This window comes from Dietzia sp. 2505 (assembly GCF_040546785.1).
GTDB lineage: Bacteria > Actinomycetota > Actinomycetes > Mycobacteriales > Mycobacteriaceae > Dietzia.
In genome coordinates this window covers 556735-575883 of the sequence record NZ_JBEPON010000001.1, presented here as the reverse complement: position 1 = coordinate 575883, position 19149 = coordinate 556735, and the positions used below count along the sequence as shown (strand labels likewise).

The following is a 19149-nucleotide window of genomic DNA, read 5'->3' as shown; positions in this document are numbered from 1 at the left end:
GCCACCCGTCCGGCTCAGCCGCTCCACCCCTGCGGCGAACCGCGGTTCCCGGACGGTGGTGCCCGCCACGTATCCTGAACGGTATGGCGAAGAGCGAGGTCAGCAAGGCGGACAAGAAGGCGGCTCGGGCTGCACGGCGGCAGGCGAGCAAGGCGCAGCGCGGGCAGATGTGGGAGGCCCTGAAGATCCAGTCCAAGCAGGACAAACTCCTGTGGCCCCTGATGATCGGCGCGTTGATCCTCTCCGCCGTCGCGTTCTTCCTCCTGGGTTCCCTCTGGGGCGGGGAATGGTGGATGCTCCCACTGGGTGTCCTCACCGGTCTGATGCTCGCGATGGTGATCTTCTCCCGCCGCGTCCAGAACACCGTGTTCGCGAAGGCCGAAGGACAGCCCGGTGCGGCGGCGTGGGCGCTGGACCAGCTCCGATCGGGCTGGCGCGTCAACCAGGCCGTCGCCGCGACGACCAGCTTCGACGCCGTGCACCGCGTGGTCGGCCGCTGCGGGATCGTCCTCGTGGGCGAGGGACAGCCACACCGGCTCAAGCCGCTCATGCTGCAGGAGAAGAAGAAGGTCGCCCGGGTCGTCGGTGACACCCCGATCTATGAGCTGATCGTGGGCGACGAGGAAGGGACGACCCCTGAGCAGGTCCCGCTGCGCAAGCTCAACCGTCGCCTGACGCGCTACCCCATGAACATCAACCGCGCGAAGGTCGACGCACTGGACACCCGGCTGCGTGCGCTGGGCACCAAGACCGGCATCCAGAACCAGATGCCCAAGGGCCCGCTCCCTCAGGGTGCGAAGGTCCGCAACATGCAGCGCAGCGCCCGCCGACGGGGCTGACCGGAGCGGTCGCCCCGGCAGATCAGCGCGGACGGATCACCGGATCCGCGCGGCCGGATCACCGGATCCGTATCGGGCGTCACCTGGTCCGGATCAAAGCCGTACCCGTCGCCCTATCGTGCAGCCCGCGGCCGTCCTCGTCCTGGACGAGGGGCGGGAGTAGGAAGAACACGAAGGCGACCCGGACGATCGCGCGGAGGACACCGACCCGCTCGTCGGCGTCGATCCGGGCGGTGCCGATCCCGAAGAGTGCCTGTCCCGGCGTCTGGGCGAAGAGCCAGACGCACACGGTGCCGGACACGCCCCAGAGCAGCGGGGTCGCCCAACTGGCCACAGCAGAGAACGTCTCGCCCCCGAGCAGGCCCGGTCCGCCGAGTGTGACGACGAGTCCCACGAAACCGTAGGCGAGGAACCAGTCGACCAGTAGTGCGCCGAGACGCACCCCCAGCGGCGCGAGCGAGCCCTCGCCGTACCGGGGCAGCCCGAGCCGCTCACCCTTGAAGTCCTGCTCCGGCTCGTTGCCGGACGAGGTCGGGCCGGAGAGCCATGATCCTGCAATTTCGCGCATGCTTCCCAGGGTAGCCGGGGCCCGGTCGCTCCCCGTGTCGACGTTCCCCCGTAGTGGTTGACTAGGCTGACCCCTATTGGGAGGGACACCACCCGGCCCGCCTCTGTAACACTGCCGAAACATTCGGTTGACGGCCGGGCAACACCTCGCCCATATCGTGAGGTCACCGCACGACGGGCGGCACCGGTTGCCCGTCGCACAGAGAGACGAGGAGCGACATCGTGGCATTCTCCACTCCGGACGAGGTCATCAAGTTCATCAAGGACGAGGGCGTCGAGTACGTCGACATCAGGTTCACCGACCTGCCCGGCGCCGAGCAGCACTTCACGATCGCTGCCGCCGCCTTCGACGAGGACATGATGGAGGACGGCCTGGCGTTCGACGGCTCGTCCATCCGGGGGTTCCAGTCGATCCACGAGTCCGACATGATGCTCCTACCGGACGTGTCGACCGCTCGCCTCGACCAGTTCCGCAAGGCCAAGACGCTCAACATCAGCTGCTTCGTGCACGACCCCTTCACCCGTGAGGCCTACAGCCGCGACCCCCGCAACGTCGCGCGCAAGGCCGAGGAGTACTTGATCTCCACGGGAATCGCCGACACCTGCTTCTTCGGTGCCGAGGCCGAGTTCTTCGTGTTCGACTCCGTCCGTTACGGCTCGGGTACCAACCACGGCTTCTACGAGGTCGACTCGATCGCCGGCAACTGGAACACGGGCGCCGAGTCCGAGGCCGACGGTTCGCCGAACCTCGGGTACAAGGTCCGCCCCAAGGGCGGGTACTTCCCGGTGGCGCCCTACGACCACTTCGTCGACCTGCGCGATGAGATGTCGACCAACCTCACCAACGCCGGCTTCGAGCTCGAGCGCTTCCACCACGAGGTGGGCTCCGGTGGTCAGCAGGAGATCAACTACAAGTTCAACACGCTCCTCCACGCGGCTGACGACATCCAGCTCTTCAAGTACATCGTCAAGAACACCGCGTGGAAGAACGGCAAGTCCGCGACCTTCATGCCCAAGCCCCTCTTCGGGGACAACGGCTCCGGCATGCACGCCCACCAGTCGCTGTGGAAGGACGGCAAGCCGCTGTTCCACGACGAGGCCGGCTACGCGGGACTGTCGGACGTCGCCCGCTACTACATCGGCGGCATCCTGCACCACGCGCCGAGCCTGCTGGCGTTCACCAACCCGACGATCAACTCGTACCACCGGCTCGTCCCGGGCTACGAGGCGCCGATCAACCTGGTGTACTCGCAGCGCAACCGCTCCGCCTGCGTCCGTATCCCGATCACGGGCAACAACCCCAAGGCCAAGCGCATCGAGTTCCGCTGCCCCGACTCCTCCGGCAACCCGTACTTCGCGTTCGCCGCGATGATGATGGCGGGCCTGGACGGCGTGAAGAACAAGATCGAGCCGCACGCCCCGGTGGACAAGGACCTCTACGAGCTCCCGCCGGAGGAGGCCGCGGACATCCCGCAGGCCCCCACGTCGCTGAGCGCGGTCCTCGATCGCCTCGAGGCCGATCACGAGTACCTCACCGCGGGTGGCGTGTTCACCGAGGACCTCATCGAGAACTGGATCGAGTACAAGCGGGAGAAGGAGATCGCCCCGGTCAACCTGCGTCCGCACCCGCACGAGTTCGACCTGTACTACGACTGCTGATCCGTCGGCTCCGTAATCGTTGAAACGCCCCGGCCCCTGTGGCCGGGGCGTTTACGGTTGACCCAGGACCGGGGAACGCCGCGAGGCGGGGAACGGAAAGGGGTCGGGAGCTCGTGGACGCAGACGACGTGGACTTCCGGAGCGCCTCCCCGAGGGCCCGACCACTCAAGGTGGTCGCGGCCGCCCTGGACCCGGACCACGAACCGGGAACCGGCCGCGACGGCGAGAGCTACCCCGTGCTGCTGAAGCTCTCGCGGGTGCTCGATCCCGAGGAGGCGAGGTTGATCCTCGAACGGAACCCGTTCCTCCATGCCAGCGCGGGCTCACGCAAGCTCATCGCGATGGACACCTCGGTCGAGACCCTGCGTGAACAGAAGGACCGTCTCCAGCTGCTCCTTGCCGAGGTCGAGGCGGACGCGCTCGCGGAACAGGCCAGGCGCCGCTCCGAGGAGCACCGCGCGGCCGAGCAGCGGGTGGCCGAGCTTCGTCGGCGGAACGACGTCCTCGGCGAGATCGAGTGGTGAACCGCCGAGGTCGTGGCGAGGCCGGGCTCATGGGAGAGTGCTGTGATGAAGACACCTAGTCCCCCTCGCTCAGTTCGGGGCGCCGCCCGCTCCGCAGTCGACCATCCCGCACTCGAGTGGCTCGCCCGCGCGGGCTTCGTCATGAACGGGATCCTCCACCTGCTCATCGGGTGGATCGCCATCCGGATCGCGACCGGATCGGGCGGAGAGGAGGCGTCCAACTCCGGTGCCCTCGCCGAGATCGCCTCCGCCCCGGGTGGCCAGGTCCTCCTGTGGGCCGGCGCGATCGGCTTCCTCGCACTGGGTCTCTGGCAGGTCATCGAGATGATCCTGGGTTCCGAGGAGGCCTCGGACAGGGTCAAGGCGGGCGCCAAGGCCGCCGTCTACCTCGCGCTCGGCGTCACCACCGCCCGGTTCGCCTCGGGGGGATCCGATTCGGACTCCGAGACGGCCTCCGGCACCACCGCCGGGCTGCTCGGCTCCGGACCGGGCAAGGTCGCGCTCGTCGTGGTGGGCCTGGTGATCATCGGGGTGGGCGTGCACCACGTCTACACGGGCGTCACCAAGAAGTTCGTCGAGGAACTCGAACGAACCGGGGGCGGCAATGTCGGGCGGGCCATCGTCATCTCCGGCCAGCTCGGTTACATCGCCAAGGGCGCGGCCCTGACGATCCTCGGCGGCCTCGTCATCGCGGCGGTCGTGACAGCGGATCCCGAGAAGGCGGGCGGCCTCGATGCGGCGCTGCGGACGGTCGGTGAACAGCCGTTCGGGCAGATTCTGCTCATCGTGACCGGCGTCGGAATCGCGTTGTACGGTGTCTTCTCCCTGGGCCGGGCCAAGTACAGCCGGATGTGAGACGCCGGGCTCCCACCGGCCGGGCTCAGCCGAGCTTGGGGAAGTTCTGGGGGCAGTAGGTACCCACGGCGGCGCCGAGGAAGAAACCCTGCTGCTCGGGGCCCAACCGCCCGTACTCGCCGAGCCACCCCGAGACCTCGTCCATCTGCTGGCCCCCGTCGAAGCGGCCGCAGGCCTCCGCGGCGGTGGCCACCGGATCCACGCCCTCGGGGAGCACGACGTCCTGCCTCTGCAGCAGCGCGACGAAGTCACCGCCCCCGGGGGCGACGGGAGCGGGCTCGGCCGCCGGGGTGTCGTCCGCTCGTGGTTCCGGTGCGGGCTCCCCCGGCATCGGCTCCGGCTGCGGCTCGGGCGGCGGGGGCGGTGTCACGGGCCCGGTGGGCTTCTCGGGTCGCTCCTCGGCGAAGGGGGTGCTCGACGCGGCGGTCGTCGTGGTGGACTCCGTGGCCACCTCGGGCGCCTCCCCCTCCACGGTCGCTCCGCCACAACCCCCGAGTACCACGGCGAGCGCGACCGCGCCGAGGCCGGACGCTGCTGTCAGGATGCGTGAACTCATGGTGCGCATCGTAGGTCAACGGACCCGGTCCGCGGCAAGACGTACCGTCGCGATCACGCCCAGGTGATCGGTGCCGCCCACCCGGACGGTGCTGGTCTCCCCCACCGCCGACGCTCCCCGCGCGAGCACGTGGTCGATTCCGATCAGTGGCGGGACGCGCCTGTCGGCGGGCCACGTGGGCACCCAGCCGTCGCCACCGCCGGAGACCGAATCGGTGTAGCCCAGTCCACGCAGTCCGCGGAACCGGGAATGGTCCCAGGTGGCGTTGAAGTCGCCCCCCACCACCACGGGGGCCGGGCCGGGCAACCCGCCGAGGTACCACCTCAGCCGGTCGGCCTCCTCGACCGCGGTCGCGGCGTCGAACACCGGCGCGACGGGATGGGCGGCCACCACCGTCACCGGACCCGCGGGGCCGGCCATGTCCGTGCGCAGGACCCCCAGGCTGAAGCCGGGGACCCGCTCGGGCGGCGCGAGCGGGTATCTCGACCAGACCGCGACGCCGGCAGCCTGCGGGGCGGCATGCGAGGCCTCGTGCGGGAGCGTCTCGCCGAGCCCGGCCGCGCGGAGGCCGTCGACCGACTCCGGGGTGGCCTCCACCGTGAGCAGCAGATCGACCCCGCCGCCACGGACGGCACGGACCACGTCGACGGGGTCGGCTCTGCCGAACTCCAGGTTCTGCACCAGCACCCGGAGGTCGACGCCCTCGTCGTCGTACCCACGGGCGGGTGAGACCAGCGGACCGTACTGGACCGCCCCCGCCCCGACCAGCGCCACGGCCACGACCGTCAACAGCACGGAGCGGGCGCGCAGCGCCGCGAGGACCGCGACGAGGGAGAACGCCCAGGCCCACAGCGCGAACGTGGCCAGGACCAGGACCGCGGGGACCTCGGAGGTCGAGTGGTGGAGAGCGATCCCCGCCGCGGCCACCAGCGCGGCCAGGACGGCCGTCGCCCGGGCCACCGGGCGGGGTCGCCTCACCGCAGGAACTTGCGCAGGTCCCCCAGTGCCGCGATCACACGGTCGAGGTCGTCACCGTTGCGGACCATCGAGCGGACCGTCTCCGCCACCGAGGCGATCGACGGTGAGGACGACGGTCCCGCGGCGGGCGGGACCGGCTCCCCGACGAGCGCACCCGAGGCCGCGCGTGCCGCCCCGGCGCGGCGCAGGTCCGGGCCGAGCTCCACCTCGAAGCGGTCGCCCATGTCGTCGGACCCCAGACAGCGCACGCGTTCGTCGGCGGGCACGCCGGCCGCCCGGACCGCGTCGACGAACTCGTACAGCTCACCGTAGGTGACGCCGTCGAGGGTGAGGGTGAGGTTCATCTTCACAGCCATGACCCCAGGGTATCGGCGCGCGGCCCCGGGGCGCATCGGTGACAACCCTGGTCCGAACCCGGAACACGCCTCAGATCTCACCCCAGAAGACGTGGTCGACGGCCTTGCGGCCGTGTCGGGTGACCCGCAGGTACTGGTTGAGGAACTCCGCGCCGTCGGATGACCCGGCGCAGATGCTGGCCACGGCCGCCAGGATCTTGCCCTGACCGGGGAGTTGGTCGACCGCTTTGCCGCGGGCCAGGACCAGGGCGTTGCGGGTGCGGGCGGCCATGAGCCACGACTGGACCAGTGCCTCCCGCTCGCCCTCCGAGAGCAGCTCCGCGGCGGCCGCGGCCTCGAGCGCCTCCAGGGTGGTGGTGGTGTGCAGGCCCGGGACCCGCGCCGCGTGCTGCATCGTGAGCAGCTGGGCGCACCACTCGACGTCCGCCAGGCCGCCGCGCCCGAGCTTGGTGTGCGTGGCCGGGTCGGCCCCTCTGGGCAACCGCTCGGTGTCGATCCGCGCCTTCATCCGCCGGATCTCCTGCACCACCTTGGGCGGCACGCCTTCCGCCGGATAACGGAACTCGTCGATCATGTGCAGGAAGTCCAGGCCCAGGTCGCGATCCCCCGCCGCGAACGCAGCCCGGAGCAGGGCCTGCAGTTCCCACGTCTCGGCCCACTTGGAGTAGTAGGCGCGGTAGGAGGCGAGCGTCCGCACCAGGGGACCGTTGCGGCCCTCCGGTCGAAGGTCGGCGTCGAGGTCGAGCGGGGGGTCCGACGACGGCGAGGAGAGCAACTTGCCCACCCGTTCGGCCACCTGGACGGCCCATCGGACGGCCACGTCCTCGGCGACTCCCTCCACCGGATCGCACACGATCATCACGTCCGCATCGGATCCGTAGGACAGCTCGTCCCCGCCGAGTCGCCCCATCCCGATGTAGGCGAGTCGGGCCGGCGGCGCCTGGCCCTCGGGAGCCATGTCCCTCATCACCGCCGCGAGGGACGCCTCGAGCACCGCCCGCCACACGGCGGACAGGCGTTTGCCGACCTCGGGCACGGAGACCAACCCCAGGACGTCGGCGGCGCCGATCCGGGCCAGCTCGGCCCGACGCAACGACCTCGCGGCGGCGATGACCTTCTCGGGGGTGCGGTGGCGGGACGCCGAGGCGGACAGCGCGGAGGCGATGTCGGAGACCTTGGAGGCCACGAGCACTGGCCCCTCGGCGCCGTCGGTCAGCTCCGGGATCACCTCGGGGTTGCGGAGCAGGAGTTCGGAGACGAACGCGGAGGTGCCCAGCACCGTCACCAGGCGGCGCGCCACGATGCTGTCGTCCCGCAGGATGCGCAGGAACCAGGTGACGTCCTGGTGCTCCTCACACAGCTTGCGGTAGGCCAGTAGCCCGGCGTCCGGGTCCGGGGTGTCGGCGAGCCATTCCATGAAGGCGGGCAGGAGCAACGCCTGGATCCGGCCGCGACGGTTGTTCTGCCCGGCCAGGGCCCGGAGGTGCCCGAGTGCGTGGCGCGGTGCGCCGAACCCCAGCGCCGCCAGCTGCCGCTCCATGGCCTCGGAGCTCAGGGACAGGGCCTCCGCGTCGTAGGCGGCGATCGAGTCCAGCAGCGGGCGGTAGAACAGCTTGGAGTGGAGTCTGCGCACCCGGCTGCGGACCTGACGCAGCTGCTCGAGCAGGACCTCCGCGGCGTCGTGCCGGCTGCTCGGTCGGACGTGGGCGGCGCGGGCGAGCCAGCGGTACGCCTCGCGGTCGCCGTCCTCGGGGAGCAGATGGGTGCGCTTGTACCGCTGGAGTTGGAGACGGTGCTCGAGAAGTCGCAGGAACTCGTAGGCGGCCACCAGGTTGGCGCCGTCCTCCCGCGCGATGTATCCCCCCGCCCGGAGCGCCCCGAGCGCGTCCACCGTGCTGGCGACACGTAGGTCCTCGTCCGTGCGACCGTGTACCAGTTGCAGGAGCTGGACCGCGAACTCCACGTCGCGCAGGCCCCCGCGACCGAGCTTGAGCTCGCGCTCCCGGAGCGGCTCGGGGACGTTCTCCTCCACCCGCCGACGCATCGCCTGGACGTCGTGCACGAAGTCGTCCCGCTCGGAGGCGGTCCACACCAGCGGGTGCACGGTGTCGTAGTACTCGGTGGCCAGGGCCAGGTCGCCCGTCATCGGGCGGGCCTTGAGCTGCGCCTGGAACTCCCACGTCTTGGCCCACCGCCTGTAGTAGGCCTCGTGTGACTCGAGCGTCCGCACCAGCTCGCCGGACTTGCCCTCGGGTCGCAGCGCGGCGTCCACCTCGAAGAAGGCCATCGAGCCGATGCGCATCATCTCCCCGGCCACCCGACCGGTCTTGGCGTCCGCGGGTTCGGAGACGAAGATGATGTCCACGTCGGAGATGTAGTTGAGTTCGCGGGCCCCGCCCTTGCCCATGGCCACCACGCCGAGGCGGCAGGGCATGGGCGAGTCCGGGTACACCGTGGAGACCGCCACCGCGAGCGCGGCGGTCAGCGCGGCGTCCGCGAGATCGGCGAGGCGACGACCCACCTCGGCGAACGGCAGGACCGGCTCGTCCTCGACCGTGGACGCCACGTCGTGTGCGGCCAGGAGCGCCACGTGGTCGCGATAGGCCGACCGGAGCACGTTGACGGCTGCGCCGCCGATGACCGCCGCGCGATAGGTTCCGACGCTGCGCAGGTCAGCGGACTGGGACGGTGCGGGTGCGCCCTCGACGGGCGCCTCTGGCACGGCGTCGACCACTCCCAGAAGGTCCGCCAGTACGTCCTCACGGGAGGGCAGCGGCGAACGCAGCAACGCCCAGCGGGTGGGCTGCGCGACCAGATGGTCCCCCAGCGCGCTCGACGAGCCGAGCAGTCCCAGGAGTCGTCCGCGCAACCGGAGATCCGAGCGGAGAGCCGAGTCCAGCGCGGCCACGTCGATGTCCCCACCGCCGCCCTGCGCCTCGCCGCCCTGCGCCTCGGCGGCCAGCGCCTCCCTGAGCCGGACCAGCGCCCCCAGGGCGAGGTCCGGGTCGGGTGCGCGCGAGAGCGCCCACAGCATCGGGATCGCGTCCTCGTCGGTCCACCCCAGGTAGTCCAACCAGTCCCCGGCGCGCTGGTCGAGCAGTCCGAGCCTGCCCGGGCTGGGCACCCTGGACCGCGACGAATCCATGCTCACCTCGACCGTCCGGTCACAACGCGAGGTAGTTGCGGAGCTCGTACGGGGTCACCTCGTTGCGGTACTCCCGCCATTCGCGCCGCTTGTTGCGCAGGAAGAACTCGAACACGTGCTCACCGAGTGCCTCGGCGACTAGCTCCGACTCCTCCATCGCGTCGAGGGCCTGCTCCAGGCTCCCCGGCAGGTCCGTGTAGCCCATCGCACGACGCTCGCGCCGGCTCATGGTCCACACGTCGTCCTCGGACTCCGGCGGCAGCTCGTAGCCGTCTTGCACGCCCTTGATCCCGGCGGCGATCATCACCGCGTACGCGAGGTAGGGGTTGCACGCCGAGTCCGGACTGCGGACCTCGATGCGCCGCGAGGAGGCCTTGTTGGGCGTGTACATGGGGACCCGCACCAGCGCCGAGCGGTTGGCACGGCCCCAGGTGGCGGCGGTGGGGGCCTCGCCGCCGCCGATGAGCCGCTTGTAGGAGTTGACCCACTGGTTGGTGACGGCCGAGAACTCCGGGGCGTGACGCAGGATGCCCGCCACGAACGACTTCGCGGTGGTGGACATCTGGTACTCGTCGTCCGCGTCGTGGAACGCGTTGGTGTCGCCCTCGAACAGGCTCATGTGCGTGTGCATGGCCGAACCCGGGTGGTCCCGGAGGGGCTTGGGCATGAACGACGCCCACACCCCGTTGTTCATGGCCACCTCCTTGACGATGTAGCGGAAGGTCATGATGTTGTCCGCCATGCTCAGTGCGTCCGCGTAGCGCAGGTCGATCTCCTGCTGCCCCGGTGCCCCCTCGTGGTGGGAGAACTCCACCGAGATCCCCATCGCCTCCAGCGCCTCGATCGCGTGACGCCGGAAGTGCGGGGCGGAATCGTGCACGGCCTGGTCGAAGTACCCGCCGTTGTCCGTGGGAACCGGCTCGGCACCGTTGGTGTCCAGGTCCTTGAACAGGAAGAACTCGATCTCCGGGTGCACGTAGCAGGAGAAGCCGAGGTCGGCGGCCTTGTTGAGCTGGCGGCGCAGCACGTGGCGCGGATCGGCCCAGCTCGGACTGCCGTCGGGGTTGAAGACATCGCAGAAGATCCGCGCCGAGTGCTGGCCACCGTCGGCGTGTGCCCACGGCAGGACCTGGAACGTCGAGGGGTCGGGTTTGGCGACGGTGTCCGCCTCCGAGACCCGCGAGAACCCCTCGATGGCGGAGCCGTCGAAGCCGATCCCCTCCCCGAACGCCCCCTCGAGCTCTGCCGGGGCGACGGCCACTGACTTCAAGGTCCCGAGAACGTCGGTGAACCAGAGCCGGACGAACCGGATGTCGCGCTCTTCCAAGGTCCTGAGAACGTACTCCTGCTGGCGGTTCATGCCGTCCAACCTAGTGCCTGTCGTGTTACGAGCGTGTGACATCGGGTCCCCGACACGCTCACCGGGCCCCCGCTCGCGGGCCTCCCGCCCGGTGGCCCGGGGAGTCACGCCCCCCGGCTCGTGGCAGACTCGTTCGCGACGGCCCCCGTCCGTCACCGCCCCCTGTCCACCCGGGGACCGGCCATCCCGCCGGCCTCGAGGTCACCGTAGGAAGGCCACACCGCCATGAGCGACAACCCCGACACCCCGGTCTACGGTTCCGGTGGCACTCCGGACGCCGGACCCCGGGGCCTGACGCGGGTGACCCGGATCCACCACCTGGCCGAGCTCAAGGCCGCGGGGGAACCCTGGCCCATGCTCACCGCCTACGACTTCGTCTCCGCGCGCGTGTTCCAGGAGGCCGGGATCCCGGTCCTGCTGGTCGGGGATTCGGCGGCCAACGTGGTCTACGGGTACGACACCACGGTCCCAGTCACCGAGGACGAGATGATCCCGCTGGTGCGGGCCGTGACCCGGGGTGCGCCGAAGGCCCTGGTCGTGGCCGATCTGGTGTTCGGCAGCTACGAGGCTTCCCCCGTGCAGGCGGTGGCCGCCGCCACGCGGATGATGAAGGAGGGCGGCGCCCAGGCCGTCAAGCTCGAGGGCGGCGTGCGGATGGCCCCACAGATCCGGGCGATCGTCGACGCCGGGATCCCCGTGATGGCCCACATCGGATTCACCCCTCAGTCGGTCAACGGCCTGGGGGGCTTCCGCGTCCAGGGGCGCGGGGACGCCGCCGAAGAACTGCGGGCCGACGCCCGCGCCGTGCAGGAGGCCGGGGCGTTCTCCGTCGTCATGGAGATGGTCCCCGCCGACCTCGCCCGCGAGGTCACCGCGGAGCTGGACATCGCCACGGTCGGCATCGGCGCCGGCAACGGCTGCGACGCACAGGTGTTGGTGTGGCAGGACATGGCGGGCCACGGCACCGGTCGGACGGCCAGGTTCGTCAAGCGCTACGCCCAGCTCGCCGACACGCTGCGCGACGCCGCCCGGGAGTACGGCGACGAGGTCCGTTCGCGCGAGTTCCCCGGCCCGGACCACTCCTTCTGACCGGGCGGTCGGCCTCGATGAGCCAGCAGATCACGCTCCGCACCCCGTACCCGAGGATCGAGCCGTACGAGACCGGAATGCTCGACGTGGGCGACGGTCAGAACGTCTACTGGGAGTGCTCGGGCAATCCGGACGGATCGCCGGTGCTGTTCGTCCACGGAGGTCCCGGCGGCGGGACCACCCCGGCGCACCGCCGGATGTTCGACCCGGCGACCTACCGCATCATCCTGGTGGATCAGCGCGGCTGCGGCCGGAGCGCGCCGCACGTCGCCGACGGCGCGGACCTCACCGTCAACACCACGTGGCATCTCGTGGCCGACCTCGAGCGTCTGCGCGAGACCCTGGGGATCGAGCGCTGGCTCGTGTTCGGCGGCTCGTGGGGGACGACGCTCGCGCTGGCCTACGCGCAGGAGCACCCGGATCGCGTCCGCGGCCTGGTCCTCCGGGGGATCTTCCTCTGCCGGCCGTCGGAAATCGACTGGTTCTACCGGGGCGGCGCCGCCCACCTGTTCCCCGACGCGTGGGAGGGCTACCTCGCGCCGCTCGTGGCCGCCGAGGGAGCCGATGCGGTCCACCGGGAGGACTTCGACCACGTGGCCGCCTACCACCGCCTCCTGCACTGCGGTCATCCGGCGACAGAGATCACGGCAGCGCGAGCGTGGACGACGTGGGAGACCACGACGTCCACCCTGCTCCCCCGTCCCGGGACCGGGGACGACGACGAGGCCGACAGGTTCGCCCTGGCCTTCGCCCGCATCGAGAACCACTACTTCGTCAACGACGCGTTCCTCGACGGCCGGGCCATCCTGGACCGCATGGACAGGATCTCGCACCTGCCCGCCGTGATCGTCCACGGGCGCTACGACGTGGTCTGTCCGGTGGCAGGCGCGTGGGAACTGCACGCGGCCTGGCCGGGCTCCGACCTGCACATCGTCCCCGACGCGGGGCACGCGATGGCCGAACCCGGCACCACACATCACCTGCTCGAGGCGACCGACCGCTTCCGACCCTGACCCCCCCCGCTCGGGCGGGGTGGTCGGGTCAGACCACCCCGAAGTGGCGGGAGACGGCGACCGTGCCCTTCTGGTAACCGGCCGGGAACAACCGGACGAGCGCGTCGATCACGTGCGCATCCGGGCCCACCAGCACCCTCGCGCGGCGGCGCTCGACGCCGTCGAGGATCACCCGCGCGGCCGTCGACGCCTCCGTGCGTGCGAACTTGGCGTCGAAGATCGTGGCGAAGGTCGCGCTGTCCAGGCCCTCGGCCGCGCCGGCACTCCTGGCGACCGCGGTCCTGATGCCCCCGGGGTGGACGCAGGTGACGTCCACCGGGTGGCCGGCGGCGAGCATCTCCATCCGGAGGGACTCGGTGAACTGTTGCACCGCGGCCTTGGCCGCGTTGTAGGCGTTCTGGGTGGGCACCGAGAGGATCGCGAAGATGCTGGAGATGTTGACGATGTGCCCGTCCCCGGAGGCGATGAGGTGCGGCAGGAACTCCTTGGTGCCGTGGACGACCCCCCAGTAGTCCACGTCCATCACCCGGGCGATGTCCTTGTACCCGGATTGCTCGACCGACCCGGTGAACGCGATCCCGGCGTTGTTGACGACGAGGTTGACCACGCCGAACTGGTCGACCACGCGGCCCGCGTACTCCGCGACGGCCGCCTGCTCCGTGACGTCGAGCCGGTCGGAGTGCACCTCCGCCGAGGTCTCCGCCCCCACCAGCCTCACCGTCTCGGCCAGTCCGTCGACGTCGACGTCGCTCAGCGCCAGCCTGGCTCCCCGGCGGGCCGCCTCGCGTGCGAGCTCGCGACCGATGCCGGAACCGGCACCGGTGATGACGACGACCTTGCCGTCCATCCGCCAGCGGGGACGGCGGGCGGTCAGCCCGCCCAGCGCCGCCATCACCTTTCCGATCGGCGCGCTCACCGGAGGGCCCCCTGCCCGGTCGGCATCGCGGCGGGTTGGTCGATCGCGGTCCGGCGGTAGGCGCTCAGGTCGAACTCCCTGGTCTGGTTGCGGTAGGAGAAGGTGAAATCGGGCCACACGGCCGGGGCGTTGCCCTTCGCGTCCAGGTACCAGCTCTTGCAGCCGGTCACCCAGACGGTCTCTCCGGTGTTCTCACGGAGCTCGCGGTTGTAGGCGTTCTGGACCGCCTCGCGGACCTCCACCGTCTGCAGACCGCGGTCGCGCATGGTGCGGATGGCGTCCACCAGGTAGTTCAGCTGGGACTCGATCATGTAGATCATCGACGAGTGACCGAGGCCCGTCGCGGGACCCACCAGGACGAAGAGGTTGGGGTAGCCCGCGACCGTGGTGCCCTTGTACGCCTCCATCCCCTCGCTCGACCACTTGTCCGCCAGTCTCCGGCCGGCCGCGTCGCGGACGCGCTCGAAGAACGGGGAGTCCGTGACGTGGAACCCGGTCGCCACCACCAGCACGTCCGCCGGGTGCTCGGCGCCGTCCGCGGTGACGATCCCGCCTTCGGTCACCCGGCTGATGGGAGTGGTCACCACGTCGACGTTCTGTCGGGTCAACGCGCGGTACCAGGAGTTGGACAGCAGGATGCGCTTGCACCCGATCTCGAAGTTCGGGGTCAGCGTGCGCCGGAGTTCCGGGTCGCGCACCGACAGGGCCAGGTGCGCGCGCCCGATCGCCTTGATCGGGGCGAGCGCCGCACGGGTCCTGGTCAGTCCCACCACCTGGAACTCGCGGCTGGCGTACTGAAGCGCCCGGACGGCACGCTGCAGACCGGGGACCCTGCGATAGAGGGCCCTCTCGAACCCCGGGTACTCCCGGTCGATCCGGGGCAGAACCCAGGGAGCGGTGCGCTGATAGACGTCCAGATGCTCCACGGTCGGGGCGATGGACGGCACCACCTGGATGGCGGAGGCGCCGGTACCGATCACCGCGACGCGTCGACCGGCCAGGGGCACCGAATGGTCCCAGCGGGCCGTGTGGAAGACGGGGCCGGCGAAGTCGTCGATCCCCTCGATCTCCGGGAGCCGGGGCTCGCACAGCGCGCCGACGCCCAGAACCAGCACCCTCGCGTCGTACTCCCCTGCCGTCGTGCTCACCGCCCATCGGCCGCGGGTCTCGTCGAAGCGCGCGGCGGTGACCTCCACGCCGAACCTGATCTTCTCCCGCACGCCGGTGTCGTGGGTGACGCGGCGGATGTAGTCGTAGATCTCGCCCTGCGGGGAGAACGCACGCGACCATCCCGGGTTGAGGGCGAAGGAGTACGAGTACAGGTGGGACGGCACATCACACGCCGCCCCCGGGTAGGAGTTGTCGCGCCACGTGCCGCCCACGTCGGCGCCCCGCTCGACCACGATCAGGTCGTCGACTCCGTCCTCGGTGAGTCTGATGGCCGCCCCGAGACCGGAGAAACCGGCCCCCACGACGAGGACGTCGACGGTTGTCGTCTGATCCACTTTTTCTCCCAACGACGAGCATGTGATCCGAACCACTGGGATCTTACCCGCAAGTAAGTCCGAGGAGAGGCGGGCCGGTCAGGACGAGGTGGACGCCGTGTTCACCCGGGCCTGATACAACCAGTCCATGACGATCAGCGAGACGGTGGAGATCGAGAGCAAGTTCGAGGTCGGGCCCGACACCCCGGTCCCCACCGCGAGCGCATTCGCCCCGCTGGTGGCGGACGACCCGGTGGTGCACGAGCTCTCCGCCACGTACTACGACACCGTCGACCTCTCCCTCACCCGCCACAAGGTCACGCTCAGACGCCGCACCGGCGGCGACGACGCCGGGTGGCACCTCAAACTCCCGTCCGAGGCGGGACGTGTGGAGCTGCGGCTCCCCCTGGACCACGGAGACGACGTCCCCGCCGAGTTCGTCGCCGCGGTGGCGGGGCTGGTCCGCCGCCGGCCGCTCGCGCCCGTGGCCCGCGTGGACAACCGGCGGCACGTCGTGATCCTGCGCGACGCCGACGGGACAGCCGTCGTGGAGTTCTGCGACGACCACGTCTCGACGGAATCCCTCGTCGCCGCGGGCGCCTCCGCGGACGCCGCCGGGGACTGGCGGGAGTGGGAGGTGGAACTGGTCGATCCGTCACAGCCCCGGGCTCGGGACCATCTCGCCGCCGTCGCCACCGCGTGCACCTCGGCCGGGGCCACGACCTCGTCGTCGTCGTCCAAACTCGCCCGCGCCATCGGCCCCCTCCCCGACCCTCCGGACAGGGGCGTCTCCGCCGTCAAGGACGCCCTGCGCGAGGACCTGCACCGGGTCCTCGATCACGACCCGGCCGCCCGCCGCGTCACGATGGTCGGGGTCCACCAGATGCGGGTCGCGGTCCGCGGTCTCCGCAGCACGATCAGCTCGTTCGCCGAGGAGCTCGAAGCGGAGACCGGACACACGGACATCGACCTGGCCGCGGTGCTCGAGGAGCTCAAGGTACTCGCCGCGGTCCTGGGCAAGGTCCGCGACATCCAGGTGGTCGACCACCGGCTCGGGGAGCTGGCCGCCGGGTACCCCGAGGATGTGGTGAGCGCGGTGACCAGGCAGCGGCTCCGCGCCGAGCTCGGGGCGGAGGAGCGGCGGGCCGGCGCGCGGGTGACGGCCGCACTGGGCTCCGAGCGCTACCTCGACCTGATCGACCGGCTCCACCTACTCGTCGAGCTCGCCGGCACCGGGCCCGAGGTCACCGATTCGTCTGACGGGTCCGCGCCGAAATCGTCCACGAAGAAGCGCAGGCGCCAGGCGGAGGACATGATCCTGCGGGGGGTGGACCGGCAATTCGCCAAGTTCACCAAGGCCCGCACCCGCACAGAACGCGACCTCGAGTCGCTGGAGCTGACCCTGGCCCAGCGGGAGGAGCTGACCCACGTGGTCCGCAAGCGCGCCAAGGCCCTGCGACGCAACGTCGGCGCCCTACGGGAGTCGGACGGGCTGTCCGTCGCCCCGCTTCGCACCGCCTGCCAGCGACTGCACACGGTGCTCGGAGACGTCCAGGACAGCGTGACCGCCCGCACGTGGATCCGGCGGATCGCCAGGCGCGCGGAGTCCGCGGGCGAGTCGACGTTCGGCTTCGGGGTGCTCTACGAGCACGAACGCGGATTCTCCGAGCGCGCGCTCGAAGGGTTCGAGAACGACGCGGCCACCGTCACCGCCGCCTACCGCGAACTGTCGGAGTCCCGGCGCGCGGCGCGACGTCGGAAGAAGAAAAAGAGCACCAAGAAATAGGCCGGTGGCACGACGCACCGCCCGTCCGGTGCGTCCGGTCTCAGTCCTTCTCGTCCTCGGCGTCCCACGCCTCGTTGCGGGCCTTCGCCTTGGCCAGCGCCGCCTCCGCCTCACCGCGGGTGGCGTAGGGACCCATGCGGTTGTCCCAGTTGGTCACCTTGCCCTGCAACGCCTGACCTGCGGCGATGTCGAAATACCACTGCTCTTCCGTCACGACGGACCTCCCGGTTTCGCTCGGCGTTCCTGTGTCCGGAGCCTACTCGCGGCGGGGTCCCGGATCCCCCGGTTACGGTCGTGTCGTCGCCGGGTTCCCAGGCCCGGCGTGGGACTTGGCGTCACCGAACGGCTCGTCTCGTTGCCGAACCGCCTCCCGGAAACCGTCGGCCGCGGCCCTCGCCTGGAAGGCGTATCCCTCCGGCGTGTGGCGGGCGATCCCGTCGAAGACGGTGCTGATCATGCCCGAGTTGGCCACCCCCTGCGCCAGGAGGGCACTGTTCAGCGCCAGCTTGGCCATGACGAGCTGATTGATCGGCATCTGCGCGATCCGCCCGACGAGGTCCTCGGTGCGGTCGTCCAACTCCTCTGGCGGGGGCGCGTCGATCGCGAGTCCCCATTCGTGTGCCTGCCGCCCCGTGATGAGGTCGCCGGTGAACAGCAGGCGCTTGGCGCGTTGGTCGCCGAGCCGGTGCGCCCACATCCCGGAGGCCGGGATGCCCCAGACCCGCGCCGGCGGGTACCCGATCCGGGTGTCGTCGGCGCAGATGATCTGGTCGGCGAACAGGGCGATGTCGGTGCCGCCCGCCACCGCGAACCCGTGCAGTTTCGCCACTGTCGGTTTGTTCGCGTGCAACAGGCTGGAGAACCCGCGGTTGAACCGGCTCATCATCGCGTAGTCGACCATCGGGTCCCAGGTGGCGGCCGGGTCGTGGTTGCGGGCCTGGACGCCCGGATCGAGAACGGATCCGCCGGCCTCGCCCGAGGCGCCTCGGCCCATCCCCTCGGCGAAGATCGACAGGTCGTAGCCGCCGCAGAACCCCTTCCCTCGCCCGGACAGGAGGATCACGTGGACCGCCGGGTCGACGTCGGCGCGCTCGACCGCGGACGCGAGTTCGATCGGGGTGTCGACCGTGATGGCGTTGCCGTGCTCGGGGCGATCGAAGGTGATCCGGGCGATCGCCCCGGTCACCTCGTAGGTGAGTGTGCGGTAGTCGGCGCTCATCGGTTGGTCCCCTCCGTGGTCTGTGTCGCGCCGAACGACCCGTGCCGTCCGGCTCCGTCGGCGAACCGCGCCGCCCCCGCGACCGCACCGGCCTGCAGTGACACGAGTCCGTGCCTGTACTCGTTCCCGATCGCCGCCTCCTCGTCGAGGCCCTCCTGTTCGAGGAGCGACAACCGGTCCCGTCGCATGCACTCCTGCGGGAACCGCGCGATCTCGGTGGCCAGGTCGATCGCCGCGGTCAGGGCCGTACCGTCGGCCACCACCCTGTTCACCAGACCGATGTCCACGGCCTCGGCAGCGCTCACCGGGCGTCCGGTGAGCACGAGGTCCATCGCGCGGCTCGTCCCGATCAGTCGCGGCAGGCGCACCGTACCGCCGTCGATGAGGGGAACTCCCCACCGGCGGCAGAAGACCCCCATCACCGCGCTCTCCTCCGCGACGCGCAGATCTGCCCACAGGGCGAGTTCGAGTCCGCCGGCCACCGCGTGTCCCGACAGGGCCGCGATGACCGGTTTGCCCAGTCGGAGCCTCGTCGGCCCCATGGGACCGTCGCCGTCCGCGGCGACGCGGTTGCCCTCATCGCTCGCGATCGCCTTCAGGTCGGCACCTGCGCAGAAGGTCCCGTGCTCGCCGTGCAGCACGGCCACGGAGGCGTCGGGGTCGGCGTCGAAGGCCCGGAACGCGTCGGCGAGCGCCTGCGCGGTGGGCCGGTCGACGGCGTTGCGGACGTCGGGTCGGTCGATGCCGATCACGGTCACCGGACCCTGTGTCGAGACCGTCACGCCCGGGTGGTTCTCCACGGC

General features: G+C 70.7%; 18 protein-coding genes. 7 read left to right on the top strand and 11 right to left on the bottom strand.

Annotation, left to right across the window (positions count from 1 at the left end):
• Positions 1–83: 83 nt before the first annotated feature.
• Entirely contained in the window at positions 84–839 is a 756-nt protein-coding gene (locus ABIE38_RS02600) for a DUF4191 domain-containing protein (RefSeq protein WP_182637997.1), read from the top strand.
• Positions 840–918: 79 nt separating this feature from the next.
• On the opposite strand, the gene ABIE38_RS02595 is transcribed toward ABIE38_RS02600, so the two are convergent.
• A complete protein-coding gene (locus ABIE38_RS02595; protein WP_354053869.1) occupies positions 919–1407 on the bottom strand; it encodes an RDD family protein in 489 nt (162 codons plus the stop codon).
• A gap of 221 nt (positions 1408–1628) precedes the next feature.
• On the opposite strand from ABIE38_RS02595, the gene glnA (ABIE38_RS02590) reads away from it, so the two are divergent.
• The 3 genes from glnA (ABIE38_RS02590) (at position 1629) to ABIE38_RS02580 (ending at position 4444) form a co-directional block, all read left to right on the top strand.
• The gene (glnA, locus tag ABIE38_RS02590) at positions 1629–3065 is read left to right on the top strand and encodes a type I glutamate--ammonia ligase (protein WP_179525014.1); all 1437 of its coding nucleotides are present in this window, start codon (positions 1629–1631) and stop codon (positions 3063–3065) included.
• Between the two features lie 113 nt (positions 3066–3178).
• Positions 3179–3589, top strand: coding sequence for a hypothetical protein (locus ABIE38_RS02585; RefSeq protein ID WP_354053868.1), 411 nt, complete (start codon positions 3179–3181; stop codon positions 3587–3589).
• A gap of 45 nt (positions 3590–3634) precedes the next feature.
• The gene (locus ABIE38_RS02580; protein WP_354053867.1) at positions 3635–4444 is read left to right on the top strand and encodes a DUF1206 domain-containing protein; all 810 of its coding nucleotides are present in this window, start codon (positions 3635–3637) and stop codon (positions 4442–4444) included.
• Positions 4445–4469: 25 nt separating this feature from the next.
• Here the strand turns inward: ABIE38_RS02580 and ABIE38_RS02575 are convergent, their stop codons facing one another.
• From ABIE38_RS02575 to glnA (ABIE38_RS02555), 5 genes are all read right to left on the bottom strand, one after another.
• Positions 4470–5000, bottom strand: coding sequence for a DUF732 domain-containing protein (locus tag ABIE38_RS02575; RefSeq protein ID WP_354053866.1), 531 nt, complete (start codon positions 4998–5000; stop codon positions 4470–4472).
• A gap of 15 nt (positions 5001–5015) precedes the next feature.
• A complete protein-coding gene (locus ABIE38_RS02570; RefSeq protein WP_354053865.1) occupies positions 5016–5978 on the bottom strand; it encodes an endonuclease/exonuclease/phosphatase family protein in 963 nt (320 codons plus the stop codon).
• Positions 5975–6334 carry a hypothetical protein gene (locus ABIE38_RS02565; RefSeq protein WP_354053864.1) on the bottom strand — a complete coding sequence of 120 codons (360 nt, stop codon included), beginning with the start codon at positions 6332–6334 and terminating at the stop codon, positions 5975–5977. Before ABIE38_RS02565 ends, ABIE38_RS02570 begins: the two co-directional genes overlap by 4 nt.
• Before the next feature lie 70 nt (positions 6335–6404).
• Positions 6405–9479: a bifunctional [glutamine synthetase] adenylyltransferase/[glutamine synthetase]-adenylyl-L-tyrosine phosphorylase gene (locus ABIE38_RS02560; RefSeq protein ID WP_354053863.1), complete on the bottom strand. Its 3075-nt coding sequence runs from the start codon at positions 9477–9479 to the stop codon at positions 6405–6407.
• Between the two features lie 19 nt (positions 9480–9498).
• Positions 9499–10839: a type I glutamate--ammonia ligase gene (gene glnA, locus ABIE38_RS02555; protein ID WP_354053862.1), complete on the bottom strand. Its 1341-nt coding sequence runs from the start codon at positions 10837–10839 to the stop codon at positions 9499–9501.
• Between the two features lie 225 nt (positions 10840–11064).
• Between glnA (ABIE38_RS02555) and panB the strand changes: the two genes are divergently transcribed.
• Both panB and pip read left to right on the top strand, forming a co-directional pair.
• Positions 11065–11928: a 3-methyl-2-oxobutanoate hydroxymethyltransferase gene (gene panB / locus ABIE38_RS02550; protein WP_354053861.1), complete on the top strand. Its 864-nt coding sequence runs from the start codon at positions 11065–11067 to the stop codon at positions 11926–11928.
• Positions 11929–11945: 17 nt separating this feature from the next.
• Positions 11946–12941 carry a prolyl aminopeptidase gene (gene pip, locus ABIE38_RS02545; protein WP_354053860.1) on the top strand — a complete coding sequence of 332 codons (996 nt, stop codon included), beginning with the start codon at positions 11946–11948 and terminating at the stop codon, positions 12939–12941.
• A gap of 28 nt (positions 12942–12969) precedes the next feature.
• On the opposite strand, the gene ABIE38_RS02540 is transcribed toward pip, so the two are convergent.
• Together ABIE38_RS02540 and ABIE38_RS02535 are read right to left on the bottom strand one after the other, a co-directional pair.
• Complete coding sequence (locus ABIE38_RS02540) at positions 12970–13788, bottom strand: SDR family NAD(P)-dependent oxidoreductase (RefSeq protein WP_354054072.1); 819 nt, start codon at positions 13786–13788, stop codon at positions 12970–12972.
• Positions 13789–13853: 65 nt separating this feature from the next.
• Entirely contained in the window at positions 13854–15362 is a 1509-nt protein-coding gene (locus ABIE38_RS02535) for a flavin-containing monooxygenase (RefSeq protein ID WP_354053859.1), read from the bottom strand.
• Between the two features lie 127 nt (positions 15363–15489).
• Between ABIE38_RS02535 and ABIE38_RS02530 the strand changes: the two genes are divergently transcribed.
• Entirely contained in the window at positions 15490–17127 is a 1638-nt protein-coding gene (locus ABIE38_RS02530; RefSeq protein WP_354053858.1) for a CYTH and CHAD domain-containing protein, read from the top strand.
• Positions 17128–17167: 40 nt separating this feature from the next.
• Here ABIE38_RS02530 and ABIE38_RS02525 read toward each other — a convergent pair whose 3' ends face one another.
• The 3 genes from ABIE38_RS02525 to ABIE38_RS02515 form a co-directional block, all read right to left on the bottom strand.
• Positions 17168–17341: an SPOR domain-containing protein gene (locus tag ABIE38_RS02525; RefSeq protein WP_354053857.1), complete on the bottom strand. Its 174-nt coding sequence runs from the start codon at positions 17339–17341 to the stop codon at positions 17168–17170.
• 72 nt (positions 17342–17413) lie between these two features.
• Positions 17414–18346: a crotonase/enoyl-CoA hydratase family protein gene (locus ABIE38_RS02520; protein ID WP_354053856.1), complete on the bottom strand. Its 933-nt coding sequence runs from the start codon at positions 18344–18346 to the stop codon at positions 17414–17416.
• Entirely contained in the window at positions 18343–19146 is an 804-nt protein-coding gene (locus ABIE38_RS02515) for a crotonase/enoyl-CoA hydratase family protein (RefSeq protein ID WP_502914703.1), read from the bottom strand. Before ABIE38_RS02515 ends, ABIE38_RS02520 begins: the two co-directional genes overlap by 4 nt.
• Positions 19147–19149 lie beyond the last annotated feature (3 nt).